This window comes from Roseovarius sp. B-10, from assembly GCF_056859295.1.
The window spans coordinates 1-16,694 of sequence record NZ_JBSXOE010000032.1 but is presented as its reverse complement, the minus strand read 5'-3'; the positions used below and the strand labels follow the sequence as shown (position 1 = coordinate 16,694).

11 protein-coding genes and 1 tRNA gene are annotated in these 16,694 nt (G+C 64.8%); 11 read left to right on the top strand and 1 reads right to left on the bottom strand.

The window, feature by feature from the left end; translation table 11 throughout:
- Positions 1–339 precede the first annotated feature (339 nt).
- Positions 340–1,695, top strand: coding sequence for a proline--tRNA ligase (proS, locus tag AC13D8_RS09115; protein WP_482968563.1), 1,356 nt, complete (start codon positions 340–342; stop codon positions 1,693–1,695).
- Positions 1,696–1,749: 54 nt separating this feature from the next.
- Positions 1,750–1,825 (top strand) — tRNA-Ala (locus AC13D8_RS09110).
- A gap of 199 nt (positions 1,826–2,024) precedes the next feature.
- On the opposite strand, the gene AC13D8_RS09105 is transcribed toward AC13D8_RS09110, so the two are convergent.
- On the bottom strand, positions 2,025–3,425 hold the full coding sequence (locus AC13D8_RS09105; protein WP_482968562.1) for a hypothetical protein: 1,401 nt from the start codon (positions 3,423–3,425) through the stop codon (positions 2,025–2,027).
- Positions 3,426–3,818: 393 nt separating this feature from the next.
- Here AC13D8_RS09105 and AC13D8_RS09100 point away from each other — a divergent pair, with 393 nt between their 5' ends.
- The 9 genes from AC13D8_RS09100 to AC13D8_RS09060 all read left to right on the top strand — a co-directional run.
- Positions 3,819–4,928 carry an efflux RND transporter periplasmic adaptor subunit gene (locus tag AC13D8_RS09100; RefSeq protein WP_482968561.1) on the top strand — a complete coding sequence of 370 codons (1,110 nt, stop codon included), beginning with the start codon at positions 3,819–3,821 and terminating at the stop codon, positions 4,926–4,928.
- 21 nt (positions 4,929–4,949) lie between these two features.
- Entirely contained in the window at positions 4,950–8,057 is a 3,108-nt protein-coding gene (locus tag AC13D8_RS09095) for an efflux RND transporter permease subunit (RefSeq protein ID WP_482968560.1), read from the top strand.
- Positions 8,058–8,129: 72 nt separating this feature from the next.
- Positions 8,130–8,366, top strand: a complete 237-nt coding sequence (locus AC13D8_RS09090) for a hypothetical protein (RefSeq protein ID WP_482968559.1) — start codon at positions 8,130–8,132, stop codon at positions 8,364–8,366.
- Between the two features lie 472 nt (positions 8,367–8,838).
- Entirely contained in the window at positions 8,839–10,521 is a 1,683-nt protein-coding gene (locus AC13D8_RS09085) for a glycine/sarcosine N-methyltransferase (RefSeq protein ID WP_482968558.1), read from the top strand.
- A 74-nt stretch (positions 10,522–10,595) separates the two neighbouring features.
- A complete protein-coding gene (metF, locus tag AC13D8_RS09080) occupies positions 10,596–11,474 on the top strand; it encodes a methylenetetrahydrofolate reductase [NAD(P)H] (protein WP_482968557.1) in 879 nt (292 codons plus the stop codon).
- Between the two features lie 11 nt (positions 11,475–11,485).
- Positions 11,486–12,553 carry a homocysteine S-methyltransferase family protein gene (locus AC13D8_RS09075; protein ID WP_482968556.1) on the top strand — a complete coding sequence of 356 codons (1,068 nt, stop codon included), beginning with the start codon at positions 11,486–11,488 and terminating at the stop codon, positions 12,551–12,553.
- The gene (gene metH, locus AC13D8_RS09070) at positions 12,550–15,213 is read left to right on the top strand and encodes a methionine synthase (protein WP_482968555.1); all 2,664 of its coding nucleotides are present in this window, start codon (positions 12,550–12,552) and stop codon (positions 15,211–15,213) included. The genes AC13D8_RS09075 and metH overlap by 4 nt, the downstream gene beginning before the upstream one ends.
- 60 nt (positions 15,214–15,273) lie before the next feature.
- Positions 15,274–16,464, top strand: a complete 1,191-nt coding sequence (gene metK / locus AC13D8_RS09065) for a methionine adenosyltransferase (RefSeq protein ID WP_482968554.1) — start codon at positions 15,274–15,276, stop codon at positions 16,462–16,464.
- A 27-nt stretch (positions 16,465–16,491) separates the two neighbouring features.
- The coding region (locus AC13D8_RS09060; protein WP_482968553.1) for an adenosylhomocysteinase at positions 16,492–16,694 on the top strand (203 nt) is incomplete at its 3' end.

The window sequence follows — 16,694 nt, the reverse complement described above, 5'->3', positions numbered from 1 at the left end:
CCCCGTCATCCTCGGGCTCGACCCGAGGACCTCTCGTACCCAGCGCCTCCGTCATCCTCGGGCTTGACCCGAGGACCTCATTCCTCAATCGCACCCCCATGCAAAGCCCCGCAAACCGCGCCCCTATCCAGGGATGGCAGCGCTGGCAAACAGCGCGCGCCGCCGCCGTCCGTTAACGTCGCGTCGCCCCACCGCCCGCCGCGCCCCGCGAACCGTGCGGTTCGTGCGCTGAACCTGCAGGTTCGGTGGTGCCGGGGCGGCGCGCGCGGCGTCTTGCCCCGCTTCGGCTTCTCGCCTAGAACCGCCGCGACATTCGCCCCCAAGCCACGAGGCCCGCCCATGCGTCTGAGCCGCTATTTCCTGCCCGTCCTCAAGGAGACGCCCGCCGAGGCGCAGATCGCCAGCCACCGGCTGATGCTGCGCGCCGGCATGATCAAGCAGGCGACGGCGGGCATCTATTCGTGGCTGCCTCTGGGCTTCAAGGTCTTGAGAAAGATCGAGAATATCGTCCATGAGGAACAGGCGCGCGCGGGTCACAACCCGATCCAGATGCCGATCCTGCAATCGGCTGACCTGTGGCGCGAGAGCGGCCGCTACGACGATTACGGCGCCGAAATGCTGCGCATGAAGGACCGGCACGGGCGCGACCTGCTCTATACGCCCACGGCCGAGGAACTGGTAACAGATATTTTTCGTTCCCACGTAGGCAGTTACAAGGACCTGCCCCTCACCCTCTACCAGATTCAGTGGAAATTCCGCGACGAGGTCCGCCCCCGGTTCGGCGTCATGCGCGGCCGCGAGTTCCTGATGAAGGACGGCTACAACTTTGATTTGACGAAAGAAGATGCGCTGCACGCCTATAATCGCCACCTCGTGAGCTACCTGCGCACCTACGAGCGGATGGGCCTTCAGGCGATCCCGATGCGGGCGGATTCCGGCCCCATTGGCGGCGACGACACCCACGAATTCCTCGTGCTGGCCGAAACCGGCGAGTCCGAGGTGTTCTACGACAGCGCCATCACCGACCTGAAATTCGGCGACCGCGAGATCGACTATGACGACCCGGCGCAGTGCCGCGCGGTGCTTGAGGAATTCACGTCGCGCTATGCCCGCACCGACGAGACCCATGACGAGGCGCTGTTCAACGATATCCCCGAGGACCGTCGCCGCGTCGCCCGTGGTATCGAGGTGGGACAGATTTTCTATTTCGGAACAAAGTATTCCGAGCCGATGGGTGCCACCGTGCAGGGCCCCGACGGCAAGCCCGTGCCGGTGCACATGGGCAGCCACGGCATCGGTGTGAGCCGCCTCGTGGGCGCGATCATCGAGGCGAGCCACGACGAGCGGGGCATCATCTGGCCCGAGGGCGTGACCCCCTTCCACGCGGGTATCGTGAACCTCAAGCAGGGCGACGCCGAGGCCGATGCCGCCTGCGAGGCGCTCTATGCCGCGATGACGGCGCTGGGGCTCGAGCCGCTCTACGACGATCGCGACGAGCGCGCGGGCGGCAAGTTTGCCACGATGGACTTGATCGGCCTGCCGTGGCGGATCACCGTGGGGCCGCGGGGGCTCAAGAACGGCGTGGTCGAACTCACCTCGCGGCGCACCGGCGAGAGCGAGGAACTGCCGCCCGAGGATGCGGTGCAACGGCTCGCCGATATCTATGCAGGGCACGTGCTGCGCCCGTGCTTCTGAGCGGCGCTTTGCCCCTTGACCTTGGCAGGCAAATTGCGCAAATCAGCGCCCACCGGGGCCGTAGCTCAGTTGGGAGAGCGCGTCGTTCGCAATGACGAGGTCAGGGGTTCGATTCCCCTCGGCTCCACCATCTCTTGCTTGATCTTTGAGATGTCCGCCAAGACCTTGAACGGACAGGCGATATCACCAGTTCGGAAACCGCGTCCCGCGAACGCTGCGAGGGTGTTGCCCTGACGTTGATTCAGATGCACGGGTTTGGAACGAACGGCCAACAACATTCTCCGGAACACCGAGGCGGCTGAATACCGGCGCCGTTATCCATTCGGTGATCACAAGACGAAGGCGTAAAGCACCACCCAGATCGACAGTGCGATGCCGCAGCTTAGCGTATAGACACCGTTCCACACCCATCCGACACGCAGCGCGCTGATGCCGGCGAAGGATCCGATCAACAGCGTCGTCGCGGTGAACGGCGAGCTGGCCCCGCTCAGCGCCCAGCCTGCTGCCAGTGCCACGACGATGGCGGGCGGGGCCACGCCAAGACTGTCCGCCCCGGGGATGAGCGGCGCGATCAGCGTCACGGCCAGGATCGGGTTCATCCCGACCTGCCCGGCCAGCGGGATGAGCCAGACAAAGCTTACGAGGATGACCCACGGGGGCAGCACCGAAAGGTCGAGCCCGGCACGCTGCATCAAGGGCCCCAGCAGGGCCGAGCCGACGGTGCCGATATACCCCGCCATCATCAGCAGTGTGAGTTCGCCGCGATACCCCGGCAGTTCCTTGGTCACGTAATCACCGACCCGCGTCGCCACCGACCGGACGGGCGCATGTGCCCAGTGCTGGATCAGCATCCAGACAAGTGCGATCACCGGCACGATAACCACCACCAGGCCGACGATCCGCACGTCCGTGACGGCAGACAGGGTAATGACGCTGACCACCAGGACCCCGAGCAGCGCGACCATCGGCAACATGGAGGCCCAGGAGCCACTCGGCTCGGGGCGTCGAGGCGTTACGCTCAGCCTTGGCTTGAACGCGGTATCCAGCCCCCAGCCGACCCCGGCCAGAAGCGCGGACGAAACCAGCCCCGGGACCATCGCCTGTGACCAGCTTGCCCCTGGCACGACGCTAACCGAGATCGCCATCGCAAAGGAAAGGGGCGACCACGGAAGCGTCGACACGAAGGCCCGTTGAATGGCCAGGAGCATCCGCCGGATACGGTGCCCGCGCACCTCTGCGTTTGGCTCGGATCCGGCATTTGCGAGCGCCAAGGCGCCCAAGAGCTGGATGGCACCGTAATTGAGCAGCAACGCGAATCCCTGACCGCCCACGGTCAGCGCGGCATAGCGCCGACCCGGCCGCTGGCCCGAGAGAAACCGGCCCGCCGCCTGCACCGCGGGCGAGGTCTGTGCGACATTGCGCAGGGTCGAGAGCGCCGAGAAGAAGGCCGCGATGAACGCCGCCGAACCCAGCCCGTCCAGAACCGTGCCCTGCCAGTCCGCCGTGCTGACCGCCAGCGCCAGCGTCAGGCCGAGCGCCACCGCGACAAATGCCTTGCGCGAAAACCGCACCTGCGCCGCGAAGATGCAGGCGACCATCACCACAAGCACAGGTTTCGCGGGCGCCATCCACGCCGCGACATGCCATTCGTGAAAGATGACAAGACAGGTGATCGCGATCAGCAGGAGACCGGTTAGAAGGTCGATCTTCTCTCGATTTCCATTGGTCATTTCCGAAATCGTCCCATAAGTTGCCAGACACTTGTGCCTGCTGCGCTGTCAGGCGGCAATACGCATGGGCAATCGCAGAGGTCGCGCCATCGCACGATGATATCCGCGAAGAGGATCGTAGTTGCTTGTTCCATGTTGTGTTGATGTTGACCTATTCTGTTCGGAGGTTGGAGCATTCGGGTAATCAGGAGCGGCCAGCGTTGCCCCCTTCAATTTCAAATTTCAAGCTGCGACACGACCGGAATCCCAGGAATGCGTGACGCAGGCTTTCGCCCGTTTGCTGTCGGCCGTGCACTTGCCATTTCCAGGCGAGACATATCTAAAGAGCGCCACCGTTCCTTGGCAGTTCAACAGAGGCAATTACGCCAAATCTTGACAGTGAAAGGGCTTGCGATGGCCTCTCTCCGAAGGTTCCTTCTGATCCTCATGGCCAGCATGTGCACCCTGACGAGTGCCGCGCAGGCGCAGCAGGGAACAGTGCCGGTCACCGTGATAACTGTTGCGCCACAAGATGTTACGCTAACCTCGCTTCTGCCGGGCCGTGTCGCCGCCTCTGCCGAAGCCGAGGTGCGCCCGCAGGTCAACGGCATCATCACCGAACGCCTGTTTGACGAGGGCGCGGATGTGACGGAAGGTGATCCACTCTATCAGATCGACCGGGCGACCTACGAAGCAACGGTCCGTCAGGCACGCGCGAGCGTGGCACAGGCCGAGGCGCAGTTGCGCGCTGCCGAACGCGAGGAGCGGCGTCTGGTCGAATTGCGGGCACGCAACGTGGCCAGCGAGCAGGCGCTCGACGAGGCCACGGCGACACGAGATAGTGCCGATGCGGCGCTCGAGCTGGCTCGCGCGCAGCTCAACTCTGCCGAGATCGAACTGTCGCGCACCACGATCCGGGCGCGCCTCTCGGGACGAATTGGGCTGGCGCAGACCTCGCAGGGCGCGCTGGTCACTGCAAGCCAGGCGCAGCCGCTGGCAGTGATCCGCAGGATCGACCCGGTTTACGTGGATGTAACGCAGTCCGCTGCCGATCTGCTCCGTTGGCGGCGTGGCGAGACGGAAGAGGAGCTGCGCGGGGCAGATGCGACGGTGCGGCTCATTCTGGCCGACGACTCGGAGTATTCCGAAACCGGGCATTTGAAAGCCGCCGAACCGAATGTCGATCCGCAGACCGGCGTGGTGACGCTGCGCATGCAGTTCGACAATCCCGAGCTTCTTCTCTTGCCCGGCATGTATGTGCAGGTCGAGATGCCGGTCGAGGTGGCCGAGGCGGTGTATCTCGTGCCACAGGAGGCCGTGGTGCGCGACCGTCGCGGGCGTCCGACCGCATGGGTCGTGAACGAAGAGAACGTGATCGAGGAGACGCCGCTCGGGATCGTGCAGGACCGAGGCAGCAACTGGGTGGTGGACGAAGGGCTCGACCCGGGCGACAGGCTGCTCGTCGCGGGCTTTCAGAAAACCGGGCCGGGGGCGACCGTTGCGCCCGAAGAGCGGGCAGAGTAACCGGGCAGGGGACGCAGGCACATGGCACGTTTCTTCATCGACCGCCCGGTCTTTGCCTGGGTCATATCGATCCTGATCATGGGGATCGGGGTGCTGGCGATCCGGCTCCTGCCGGTGGCGCAATACCCCGAGATTGCGCCACCTTCGGTCACCGTGTCCGCCAATTACCCGGGCGCCTCTGCCGAGACCGTGGCCAATACCGTCACGCAGATGATCGAGCAGCAGATGACCGGGCTCGACGGGCTGCGCTACTTCTCGTCGCGCTCGACCTCGCAGGGCAATACAGAGATCACCCTCACCTTCGAGACCGGGACCGACGCCGATATCGCGCAGGTGCAGGTGCAGAACAAGCTGGGCCAGGCCACGCCGCTCCTGCCGGAGATCGTGCAGCGGCAGGGCATCACGGTCGAAAAATCGTCGGCCGGGTTCCTGATGGTCGTGGGCATGATCTCGACCGATGGCACGCTCGACCAGGTTGATCTGTCGGATTACATGTCCACCAACCTCGTGGACGAGTTGAGCCGGGTCGAGGGGGTCGGCTCGGTGCGGGTGTTCGGCTCGGAATACGCGATGCGGATATGGCTCGACCCGTCCAGGCTGGCCGCGTTCGGGATGTCACCCTCCGACGTGGTAGCGGCGGTCTCGGCGCAGAATGCACAGATATCGGCGGGCGCATTCGGCGCGCGGCCCACGGTGGAGGGACAGCAGCTCAACGCCACGATCACCGCGCAATCGCTCCTGAATACGCCCGAGGATTTCCGCCAGATCGTGCTGCGCGCGGAAACGAATGGTGGTCTGGTGCTGCTTGACGATGTGGCCCGCGTCGAGATTGGCGCGCAGAATTATGCCACGACCGCGCGGTTCAACACCGATCCCGCGTCGGGCATGGCGATCACGCTGGCACCTGGCGCGAACGCTCTCGAGACGGCGCGCGCGGTCAAGAAACGCATGGCCGAGTTCGCCCGCTTCTTTCCCGAGGGTGTCGATTACGTGATCCCCTATGACACCACGCCGTTCGTGGAAATCTCGATCAAGGAGGTGGTCAAGACGCTGTTCGAAGCGATCGGACTGGTGTTCCTCGTGATGCTGCTGTTCCTGCAGAACCTGCGCGCAACCCTGATCCCGACGCTGGCGGTGCCGGTGGTTCTGCTGGGCACGTTCGGGGTGCTGGCGGTGGCGGGATTTTCGATCAACACACTGACAATGCTGGCGATGGTGCTGGCCATCGGCCTCTTGGTCGATGACGCCATCGTGGTGGTCGAAAACGTCGAGCGGATCATGGAGGAAGAGGGCCTGCCGCCGCGCGAGGCCACGCATAAATCCATGGGCCAGATTACCGGCGCGCTGGTCGGGATCGCGATGGTGCTGTCGGCGGTTTTCGTGCCGATGGCGTTCTTTCCGGGTTCCACGGGGGTGATCTATCAGCAGTTCGCGATCACCATTGTCTCGGCCATGGCGCTCTCGGTCGTGGTGGCGATCACGCTGACGCCCGCGCTTTGCGCCTCGCTGCTAAAGCCCAAGGGGCATGGTGCACGGCGCGGCCCGTTCGCGTGGTTCAACGCTGGTTTCAATGGGTTGATCTCGGGCTATGCCGGCACCGTGCGCTGGTCGGTACGCCGCCCCGTGCGGGTGTTCGTCGTTTACCTGGCACTGGCCCTTGGCATGGCGCTGATGTTCCTGCGCACGCCGACCGGGTTTCTGCCCGAGGAAGATCAGGGCATCCTTTTCACCCTCATCCAGACCCCGACCGGGGCGACCGCCGAACGCACGCTCGACGTGGTCAAGAAGGTGGAGGATTATTACCTCGAACAGGAATCCGAGGTGGTCGACTCGATGTTTGGCGTCGTCGGTTTCAGCTTCTCTGGAAACGGCCAGAACATGGGTCTTGCCTTCGTGCAGCTCAAGGACTGGGACCAGCGGACGGAACCGGGGCAGAGCGTGCAGGCGCTGGCGGGCCGGGCCTTTGGCGCGTTCAGTCAGATCCGCGACGCGCAGGTTTTTCCTGTCGTGCCGCCCTCGGTGATCGAGCTGGGCAACGTCTCCGGTTTCGATCTCTATCTGCAGGCGCGCGGCGGGCAGAGCCACGCCGATCTGATGGCGGCGCGCAACCGGCTGCTCGGCATGGCCGCGCAAAGCGATCTGATCGGCTCGGTCCGGCCTAACGGGCTGCAGGACGCGGCACAGTTCAACCTCGATATCGACTGGCGCAAGGCCGGGGCGATGGGGCTGACCCCTACCGATGTGGGCGAGTTGCTGCAAATCGCCTGGGCCGGAACCTATGTAAACGATTTCATCGACCAAGGCCGGATCAAGCGCGTCTATGTGCAGGGTGAGGCCGAGGCGCGCGCCACCCCAACCGATATCGAGAAATGGCGCGTGCGCAACGCAAGCGGCGGGCTTGTCCCGTTCTCGAATTTCGCCGAAGGTCGGTGGGATTACGGCGCGCAGGGGCTCTATCGCTACAACGGCATTCCCGCGGTGCAGTTGCAGGGCTCTCCCGCCCCCGGCGTCTCGACCGGCGAGGCGATGGCCGAGATGGAGCGGCTCGCCGCAGAGCTGGGCCCCGGGTTCGACCTGGCATGGACCGGCCTTTCGCTGGAAGAGCGCGATTCGGGCAATCAGGCACCGTTGCTTTATGCGCTGTCGCTCGCGGCGGTGTTCCTGTCGTTGGCCGCGCTTTACGAAAGCTGGTCGATCCCCTTTGCCGTCATGCTCGCCATGCCCATCGGCATCGTCGGTGCGCTCACCGGCGCGTGGCTGGGCGGGTTCGAGAACGGGGTGTTCTTCCAGGTGGGGCTGCTCACCGTCATCGGCCTGACGGGCAAGAACGCGATCCTGATCGTGGAGTTTGCCCGCGAACGGCACGAGGCCGGCGAACGGGTTATCGACGCGGTGGCCACAGCCGCGCGGCAGCGTTTCCGCCCGATCATCATGACCTCGATGGCATTCTCGCTTGGGGTTCTGCCGCTGGTGCTCAGTTCGGGCGCGGGCTCGGGCGGGCGCAACGCGATCGGCTCGGGCGTGCTCAGCGGGACGATCTCGGGCACCGTTCTGGGGGTGATCTTCGTACCGCTCTTCTTCGTGATCGTGACGCGCCTGTTTCGACGTGCCACGGGAACGAAGCGCTAGGAGAGGGCGGGGCAAGTCAATCCGAATATTGGTGAGCGATCCGCCGAAATTCGGACACTGGCTCAAGCCAAGATGTTACGAGTTCTGAGTTCGACGAGAACGATTTCAGAGATTTCGAATGGCAAGAAGATCTCGCCTGGTCTCAAGGTGAATGTGGCGCTTGATGCCCCGAGGACCGTGGGCAGGCCACTGCCGCTCTCCGAGCCCGCTGCTGTAGGGATTGGGAGCATCCTGAAACTGACCGAACTGGTCAACCCGCCAGTGTCCACTGCGGCACTCGAGGACGAGCTGGGCACGGACGCGGCCTGAACGAGCCGGATCCTTTTCATTTCGTCATGCCCAACGGTCCAATGCGCGCAGCCCGAGGATATCCTCTCCCTTCATATGGGTGAATCATCACCGTGGCACCCGATGTCGTCGACGGTGCATTTCGCAGCGGAGAATCCCGCCTATTCGGTCTTTCCCTTTTTGAATCAGCATATTAGAAAAAATGTCGCAAATGGGGGTTGTATGGTCGCAATTTGTTCGTGAAGGTCGCGTTGCATATCGGGCAGCACTCTGACGCCTTGTGTCGGAGCCGAGCCGGCGACCCGCTTGGCACCGACCCGCGCAGAACCTGGACCTGACCACATTGCCGCCCGCAGCGCGATCGCGCTGGCCGCGGTGAACATCGAAGTGGGCAAAGAAGTCAGTGCCGCCTTTCGGGGCTCGCGCAGTGATATTGCGCGACCGGCAAGCATTCGCATCGCCGGTGACAGGACAGTTTGGAACGGAGACAGAAATGAGCAACATGATGGCCGAAAACGCTGAACTGACCATGACCGATCAGGTCTACAGCGACGATCCGCTGGCCGATCGCGAGACCGACCATTACCGCAAGGAATATGTCAGGACCTTCGTCGACAAGTGGGACGAGCTGATCGACTGGGCAGGCCGCGCCGAGAGCGAGGGACAGTTCTTCATCGACATCCTGCGCGCCCGGGGCAAGGAACGGGTGCTCGACGTGGCCTGCGGCACCGGCTTTCACTCGGTCCGGCTGACCGAGGCGGGCTTTGATGTGACCGCTTCTGACGGGGCGGCCTCGATGGTGGCCAAGGCCTTCGAGAACGGACGCCGCCGCGGGCTGATCCTCAAGACCGCACAGGCCGACTGGCGCTGGCTCAACCGCGATATCAACGGCAAGTATGACGCGATCGTCTGTCTGGGCAACTCCTTCACCCATCTCTACGAGGAGTCCGACCGCCGCCGCGCCTTGGCCGAGTTCTACGCCGCGCTCAAGCACGACGGCATCCTCATCCTCGACCAGCGCAACTATGATGCGATGCTCGACCACGGGTTTTCGAGCAAGCACAAGTATTACTACTGCGGCGACAAGGTGACGGCCGAGCCTGACCATATCGACGACGGGCTGGTGCGGATGCGCTATTCCTTCCCCGACGGGTCGGAATACACGCTCAACCTTTGCCCGATCCGCAAGGACTACATGCGCCGCCTGTTCCGCGAGGCCGGATTCGAGCGGGTCCGCACCTATGGCGATTTTCAGGAAACCTATGCCGAGGACGATCCCGACTTCTACATCCATGTCGCGGAAAAATCGGCGCTGCACCTGGCACGCTGGGGCGGTGGCGAGAGCGCCGGGACCGATATCCGCGACATCACCGAGGATTACTACGACAGCGACGACGCCGACACCTTCTACTCCACCATCTGGGGCGGCGAGGACCTGCATATCGGCCGCTATGCCGAAACGCCCGACATCCGCACCGCCTCGGACCGCACCATTGAGTCGATGATCGACCGGCTCCCGCCGCTGGATGCCTCGGCCCGGGTGCTGGACATGGGCTCGGGCTATGGCGGCGCCATGCGCACGCTTGTGCGCAAGACCGGCTGCGAGGCGGTCTGCCTCAACATTTCCGAGACGCAGAACGAGTACAACCTGGGCAAGATCCGCGCCGCCAAGCTGACCGGCAAGATCACGGTGCGCCACGGCGTGTTCGAGGACGTGCCAGAGGCCGATGCCAGCTGCGACGTGGCCTGGAGCCAGGACGCCTTCCTGCATTCCGACCTGCGCGCCAAGGTTCTGGCCGAGGCGTGGCGCGTGCTCAAGCCCGGCGGGCACCTGATCTTCACCGATCCGATGCAGGCCGACGATGCAGACCCCGCAGTGTTGCAACCGGTCTACGACCGTCTGCAACTTAACGACCTGGGCTCGCCGCGGTTCTACCGAGAGGCGGCCGAGGCGCTCGGTTTCGAGACGGTGGAACAGGAGGACGCGGTCAGCGACCTGCGCACGCACTATTACCGTGTTCGCGAGGAACTGATGGCGAACTACGATAAACTGCGCGAGGCCGGGGCCTCGGCGGAGTATCTCGACAAGATGGCTGTGGGGCTGGAAAACTGGGTGAAGGCTGCCGATGACGGCCACCTCGCCTGGGGCGTCCAGCACTTCCGCAAGCCGGCGTGATGCGCCGCGCCGGGGTGCCGCCGCGCGCCCCGGCCCCTGCCTCACCATTCCGCCCTCATAATTGGAGAGCCTGCATGACCGGGCCCTATCCCGATCCCCCCGCCTTTGTGTCCTTCGAGCTTTTCCCGCCAAAGACCGACGCTGGCGAAGCGACGTTGACGCGAGTTGTCGATCAACTGGCCAGTGCCGAACCGGCCTATTTCTCGGTGACCTATGGCGCGGGCGGCAGCACCCGCGACCGCACCGCCCGCGTGGTGGATATGGTCAGAGACCGCACCGGGCGTCCGGTGGCCCATCACCTGACCTGCGTGGGTGCGAGCCGGGGCGAGATCGACCGGCTGGCCCGGGGCCTGCACGAAGAGGGCGTCTCCCGCATCGTGGCCCTGCGTGGCGACCTGCCTGAGGGACAGCGCCTCGCCCCCGACGGCTATGGTGACGCCGCCGAGCTGGTGGCGGGGCTGCGCCGGGTGGCGGATTTCGACATCTCGGTGGCCGCCTACCCGGAGGTTCACCCCGAGGCCGCCAGCGTCGCGGCCGATCTTGACCATCTCAAGCGCAAGCTGGATGCGGGTGCGGCCCGGGCGATCACCCAATACACCTTCGACACCGAGGTGATCCTGCGCTTCGTCGATCGGGCCCGTGCCGCGGGCATCACCGCGCCGATCGTGCCGGGGATCATGCCGGTGACCAATTTCGCCGGCCTCAAGCGGTTCTCGGCGATGTGCGGCGCGACGGTGCCGGACTGGCTGGCGCGGATGTTCGAGGGGCTGGACGACGCGCCCGAGACCCGCGCCATGGTCGCCACCAGCGTCGCCACGGAACAATGCCGCCTTCTGATGGAGGCGGGGCTGTCCGAGTTCCATTTTTATACGCTCAATCGACCCGAGGTCAGCCTGGCGGTCTGCCGCGCGCTCGGGATCACGCCGGCGATCCCGTCCGAGAGCGCCGCCTGAGGAGAGTCGAGATGACAGAGTCCAACATCGTCGCCCATGCCGCCCGCCGCATCTTGGTACTGGACGGTGCCATGGGCACCATGATCCAGCAGCACAAGCCCGACGAGGGCGTCTACCGCGGAGAGCGCTTCGCCGACTGGAAAACCGACGTGGGCGGCAACAGCGAATTGCTGAGCCTGACCCAGCCCGGGATGATCCGCGACATTCACACCGCCTTTCTCGAGGCGGGCGCGGACCTCCTGTGCACCAACACCTTTGGCGCCAATGCGATCAGCCAGGCCGATTACGGTATGGAAAGCCTTGTCACCGAGATGAACGCCGAGAGCGTGCGCCTTGCACGCGAAGCGGCTGACGCCATGTCCACACCCGACCGCCCGCGTTGGGTTGCCGGCGGCATCGGCCCGACCAACCAGACCGCCAGCCTCAGCCCGGACGTGAACGACCCGGGCTATCGCGCCGTGACCTTTGACGATCTGGCACGCGCCTATGGCGAAGCCGCGCGGGCCCTGATCAAGACGGGGGTCGATGTGCTGCTGGTCGAGACGATCTTTGACACGCTCAACGCCAAGGCCGCGCTCTTTGCCATAGACAGCCTGAAAGACGAAGGGCTGGACGTGCCGCCGCTGATGATCTCCGGCACCATCACCGACCGATCCGGGCGCACGTTGACGGGCCAGACGCCCGAGGCCTTCTGGGTCTCCATGAGCCATGCGCGTCCCTTCTCGGTCGGGCTCAATTGTGCCCTTGGCGCGGGCGAGATGCGCCAGCACGTGCGCACGCTCTCCGAGGTCGCGGACACGCGCATCAGCGCCTATCCCAACGCGGGCCTGCCCAACGAGATGGGTGGCTATGACGAGACGCCCGAGGAAACGGCTGCGCATCTGGGTGAATGGGCCGATGCGGGGCTGGTGAACATTGTGGGCGGTTGCTGCGGCACCACGCCCGACCACATCCGCGCCATCGCCGAGGCCGTCGCCGGCAAGGCCCCGCGCGCGGTCCCCGAAACGGTGCGGCGGATGCGCCTGTCGGGGTTGGAGATGTTCGAGGCCCCCGGCGCTAGCAAGGAGGATGCAGCATGAGCGGTGTTGCCAATTTCATCAATATCGGCGAGCGCACAAACGTCACCGGCTCGGCCCGGTTCAAGAAGCTGATCATGGAGGGCGACTATGCCACCGCGCTCGACGTGGCGCGCAGCCAGGTCGAGAACGGCGCCCAGATCATCGACGTGAACATGGACGAGGGTTTGCTCGATTCGGAACGGGCGATGGTCACCTTCCTCAACCTGATCGCCTCCGAGCCCGACATCAGTCGCGTGCCGGTAATGCTCGACAGTTCCAAGTTCGAGGTGATCGAGGCCGGGCTGAAATGCGTCCAGGGCCGCGCGGTGGTCAACTCAATCTCGCTCAAGGAGGGCGAGGCGGCTTTCCTGGAACAGGCCCGCACGATCCGCCGCCACGGTGCGGCCGCGGTGGTCATGGCCTTTGACGAGAACGGTCAGGCCGAGACCGCACAGCACAAGTACGAGATATGCCGCCGCTCCTACGACCTGCTGACGCAGAAGGCGGACTTCCAGCCCTGGGACATCATCTTCGATCCCAACATCTTTGCCGTTGCGACGGGGATCGAGGAGCACAACGACTACGCCAACGCCTTTTTCGACGCGATCAAGCTGATCAAGGCGGACATGCCGGACACCCATATTTCGGGCGGGCTGTCGAACGTTTCATTCAGCTTCCGTGGCAACAACGCGGTGCGCGAGGCGATGCACTCGGCCTTTCTCTATCACGCGATCCCGCTGGGGATGAACATGGCCATCGTGAACGCGGGCCAGATCACCGTCTATGACGACATTCCCGAGGAACTGCGCGAGCGGGTCGAGGACGTGCTGTTCAACCGCCGCGACGACGCGACCGAACGGCTGCTGGAGATCGCGGACAAGTACAAGGGCACCGGCGAGGCCTCGAAGAAGGAAGACCCGAAGTGGCGCGAGGCCCCGGTCGAAAAACGGCTGGAACACGCGCTTGTCCACGGGATCACGGATTTCGTCGTCGAAGACACCGAGGAATGCCGCCTGCGCGCGGAAAAGCCGCTTCATGTGATCGAAGGGCCGCTGATGGACGGCATGAACGTGGTGGGCGATCTGTTTGGCGCAGGCAAGATGTTCCTGCCGCAGGTGGTGAAATCGGCCCGCGTGATGAAGACCGCCGTGGCCCATCTGCTGCCCTACATGGAAGAGGAAAAGCGCCTGCAGGGGGACACCTCGGCCAAGGGCAAGGTGCTGATGGCCACGGTAAAGGGCGATGTGCACGACATCGGCAAGAACATCGTCGGCGTCGTGCTGCAATGCAACAACTACGACGTGGTGGACATGGGCGTGATGGTCCCGACCGAGGACATCATCGCCAAGGCCAGGGAAGAGAAGGCCGATATCATCGGGCTGTCCGGCCTCATCACGCCGTCGCTCGACCGCATGGTCGAGGTGGCGGGAGAGATGACCCGGCAGGGGCTGGACCTGCCGCTGCTGATCGGGGGCGCGACCACCTCCAAGAAGCACACCGCTCTCAAGATCGCGCCGGAGTACGAAAACGGGGTGATCCATGTGGACGATGCCTCCAAGGCCGTGGGCGTGGTGTCCAAGCTGCTGTCGAAAGCGGCGGCGCCGGGGTATCTGACCGAGATCGCGGAAGGTCAGGAGAAGATGCGGGCGGGCGACGATCGCACCGGCGAGCGGCCCACCGCGCCGCTGGTGCAGGCGCGGGCGGATGCCTTTGACGGCGGTTGGGACAGTTATAGCCCCCCCGCGCCGCAGACCCCGGGCCTGACCGTGATCGACGATACCGACGTGGCCGCGCTGCGCGACTACATCGATTGGACGCCGTTCTTTTCCACCTGGGAAATGAGGGGCAACTTCCCCGCCATTCTCGACGATCCCGACAGGGGCGAGACGGCGCGCGAACTTTTCGACAATGCGCAGGCCATGCTGGACCGGATCGAGGCCGAAGGCTGGTTCACCCCGCGCGGTGTGGTCGGGCTCTGGCCCGCCAACAGCCGGGGCGACGACATCCTTGTCTGGACGGACGAGACGCGCGGCAAGCTGCGCGCGCGGATGCCGCAGTTGCGACAGCAGCGCAACAAGACCCGCGACGCCACGCAGATGTGCCTGGCCGATTTCGTCGCGCCCGAGGGTACGCCGGACTGGGTGGGCGGTTTCGCCGTCACCACCGGGCCGGCGGTGCACGACATTGCCGACCGGCTGAAGGCCGAGGGCAATGACTATGACTCGATCATGGTGCAGGCCCTGGGCGACCGGTTGGCCGAGGCCTTTGCCGAGGCGCTGCACGCCCGCGTGCGCCGCAGCCTCTGGGGCTACGCCCCGGGCGAGGGGCTCGACAACGCGGCGCTGATCCGGGAGCAATATCGCGGCATCCGCCCCGCGCCGGGCTATCCCGCTTGCCCCGACCACACCGAGAAGCGCACGCTTTTCGACCTGCTGGATGCGCCCGCGCATACCGGCCTCAACCTGACGGACTCCTGTGCGATGTGGCCCGCCTCTGCGGTCTCGGGTCTCTACTTTTCGCACCCCGAGGCGCGCTATTTCGGGATCGGCCGGATCGGACCGGACCAGGTCTCGGACTATGCCGCGCGCAAGGAGATGGAGATCGCCGAGGTCGAGGCCTGGCTGGCCCCCAGTCTGGCCTATCGGCCCGACAAGTCACGGGCGGATCGCAAGATCGCCTGACCCCGGCAAGTTCACTTGCCAATACCGACCCACCCCCACAGCAGTGGAGAAAGGAACGAGATGAGCAACAAGACCTGGCTGTTCACCAGTGAATCGGTGTCCGAGGGACATCCCGACAAGGTTTGCGACCGGATTTCGGATGCCATTCTGGATGCCTACCTGGCCGCCGACCCGCAGTCCCGGGTGGCCTGCGAGACGCTGGCAACCACCGATCACCTGACCATCGCCGGCGAGGTGCGCGGTCCCGAAGCTGTGCTCAAGGATGTCGAGGAGATCGCCCGCGATGCGATCCGTGACATCGGCTACGACCAGCCCGGGTTTTCCTGGCGCAATGTCGAGATCATCTGCCGCCTCCACGCCCAGTCTTCCGACATCGCGCAGGGCGTTGACGAGGGCGACAAGGGCGAGGAAGGCGCCGGTGACCAGGGCATCATGTTTGGCTATGCCTGCAATGAATCCGCCGAGCTGATGCCCGCGCCGATCCAGTTCGCGCATCGCATCCTGCGCCACATGGCCGAGGACCGGAAATCCGGCAAGCAGCCGAACTTCGGCCCCGACGCCAAGAGCCAGGTGACCCTGAAATACGCGAACGGCAAGCCCGTGGGCCTGGATACCGTCGTCGTTTCGACCCAGCACGCTGAGGGCCTCAGCCAGGCCGAGGTGCGTGAGATGGTCAGGCCCTACATCACCGATGTCTTCAAGGATGAAGGCTGGGATCTGCCCGCCGACGACAAGCTGATCGTGAATCCCACCGGCAACTTCGTCATCGGCGGCCCCGACGGTGACGCAGGGCTGACCGGCCGCAAGATCATCGTGGACACCTACGGCGGCGCGGCGCCCCACGGCGGCGGCGCGTTTTCGGGCAAGGACCCGACCAAGGTCGACCGGTCCGCAGCCTATGTCGCGCGCTATCTCGCCAAGAACGTCGTGGCCGCGGGCCTTGCCGACAAATGCCAGATCCAGCTCGCCTATGCTATTGGCGTGCCGGAACCGGTGGCGCTCTATGTCGATACGCTGGGCACTGGGCAGGTCTCGGAAGACGACTTGTCGCGCCGTCTGCGCGAGATGGTCCGCCTGACGCCGCGCGGCATCCGCGATCACCTGCAACTCCTGCGACCCATCTATACCCGCAGCGCAGCCTACGGTCACTTCGGACGGCATCCCGACGACGACGGCGGCTTCTCATGGGAGAAAACCGACCTCGCCGAAGAGCTGGCCCGCAGCTTCGGCGCCACCGTGGCCGCGCAGTAACCCAAACGGAATTCGAGGAACGACACCATGAACAAACCAGAAAACGTCACAGCCGCGGACTATGCTGTCCGCGACATCTCTCTGGCCGATTACGGCCGCAAGGAACTCGACATCGCCGAAACCGAGATGCCGGGTCTGATGGCGCTCCGCGCGGACTATGGCGAGGCCAAGCCGCTCAAGGGCGCGCGGATCGCCGGCAGCCTGCACATGACCATTCAGACCGCCGTGCT

Bases quoted from the DNA above. Each gene is read 5' to 3' on its own strand.
- proS (WP_482968563.1), top strand. From the start codon at position 340: ATGCGTCTGAGCCGCTATTTCCTGCCCGTCCTCAAGGAGACGCCCGCC.
- AC13D8_RS09105 (WP_482968562.1), bottom strand. From the start codon at position 3,425: ATGACCAATGGAAATCGAGAGAAGATCGACCTTCTAACCGGTCTCCTG.
- AC13D8_RS09100 (WP_482968561.1), top strand. From the start codon at position 3,819: ATGGCCTCTCTCCGAAGGTTCCTTCTGATCCTCATGGCCAGCATGTGC.
- AC13D8_RS09095 (WP_482968560.1), top strand. From the start codon at position 4,950: ATGGCACGTTTCTTCATCGACCGCCCGGTCTTTGCCTGGGTCATATCG.
- AC13D8_RS09090 (WP_482968559.1), top strand. From the start codon at position 8,130: ATGTTACGAGTTCTGAGTTCGACGAGAACGATTTCAGAGATTTCGAAT.
- AC13D8_RS09085 (WP_482968558.1), top strand. From the start codon at position 8,839: ATGAGCAACATGATGGCCGAAAACGCTGAACTGACCATGACCGATCAG.
- metF (WP_482968557.1), top strand. From the start codon at position 10,596: ATGACCGGGCCCTATCCCGATCCCCCCGCCTTTGTGTCCTTCGAGCTT.
- AC13D8_RS09075 (WP_482968556.1), top strand. From the start codon at position 11,486: ATGACAGAGTCCAACATCGTCGCCCATGCCGCCCGCCGCATCTTGGTA.
- metH (WP_482968555.1), top strand. From the start codon at position 12,550: ATGAGCGGTGTTGCCAATTTCATCAATATCGGCGAGCGCACAAACGTC.
- metK (WP_482968554.1), top strand. From the start codon at position 15,274: ATGAGCAACAAGACCTGGCTGTTCACCAGTGAATCGGTGTCCGAGGGA.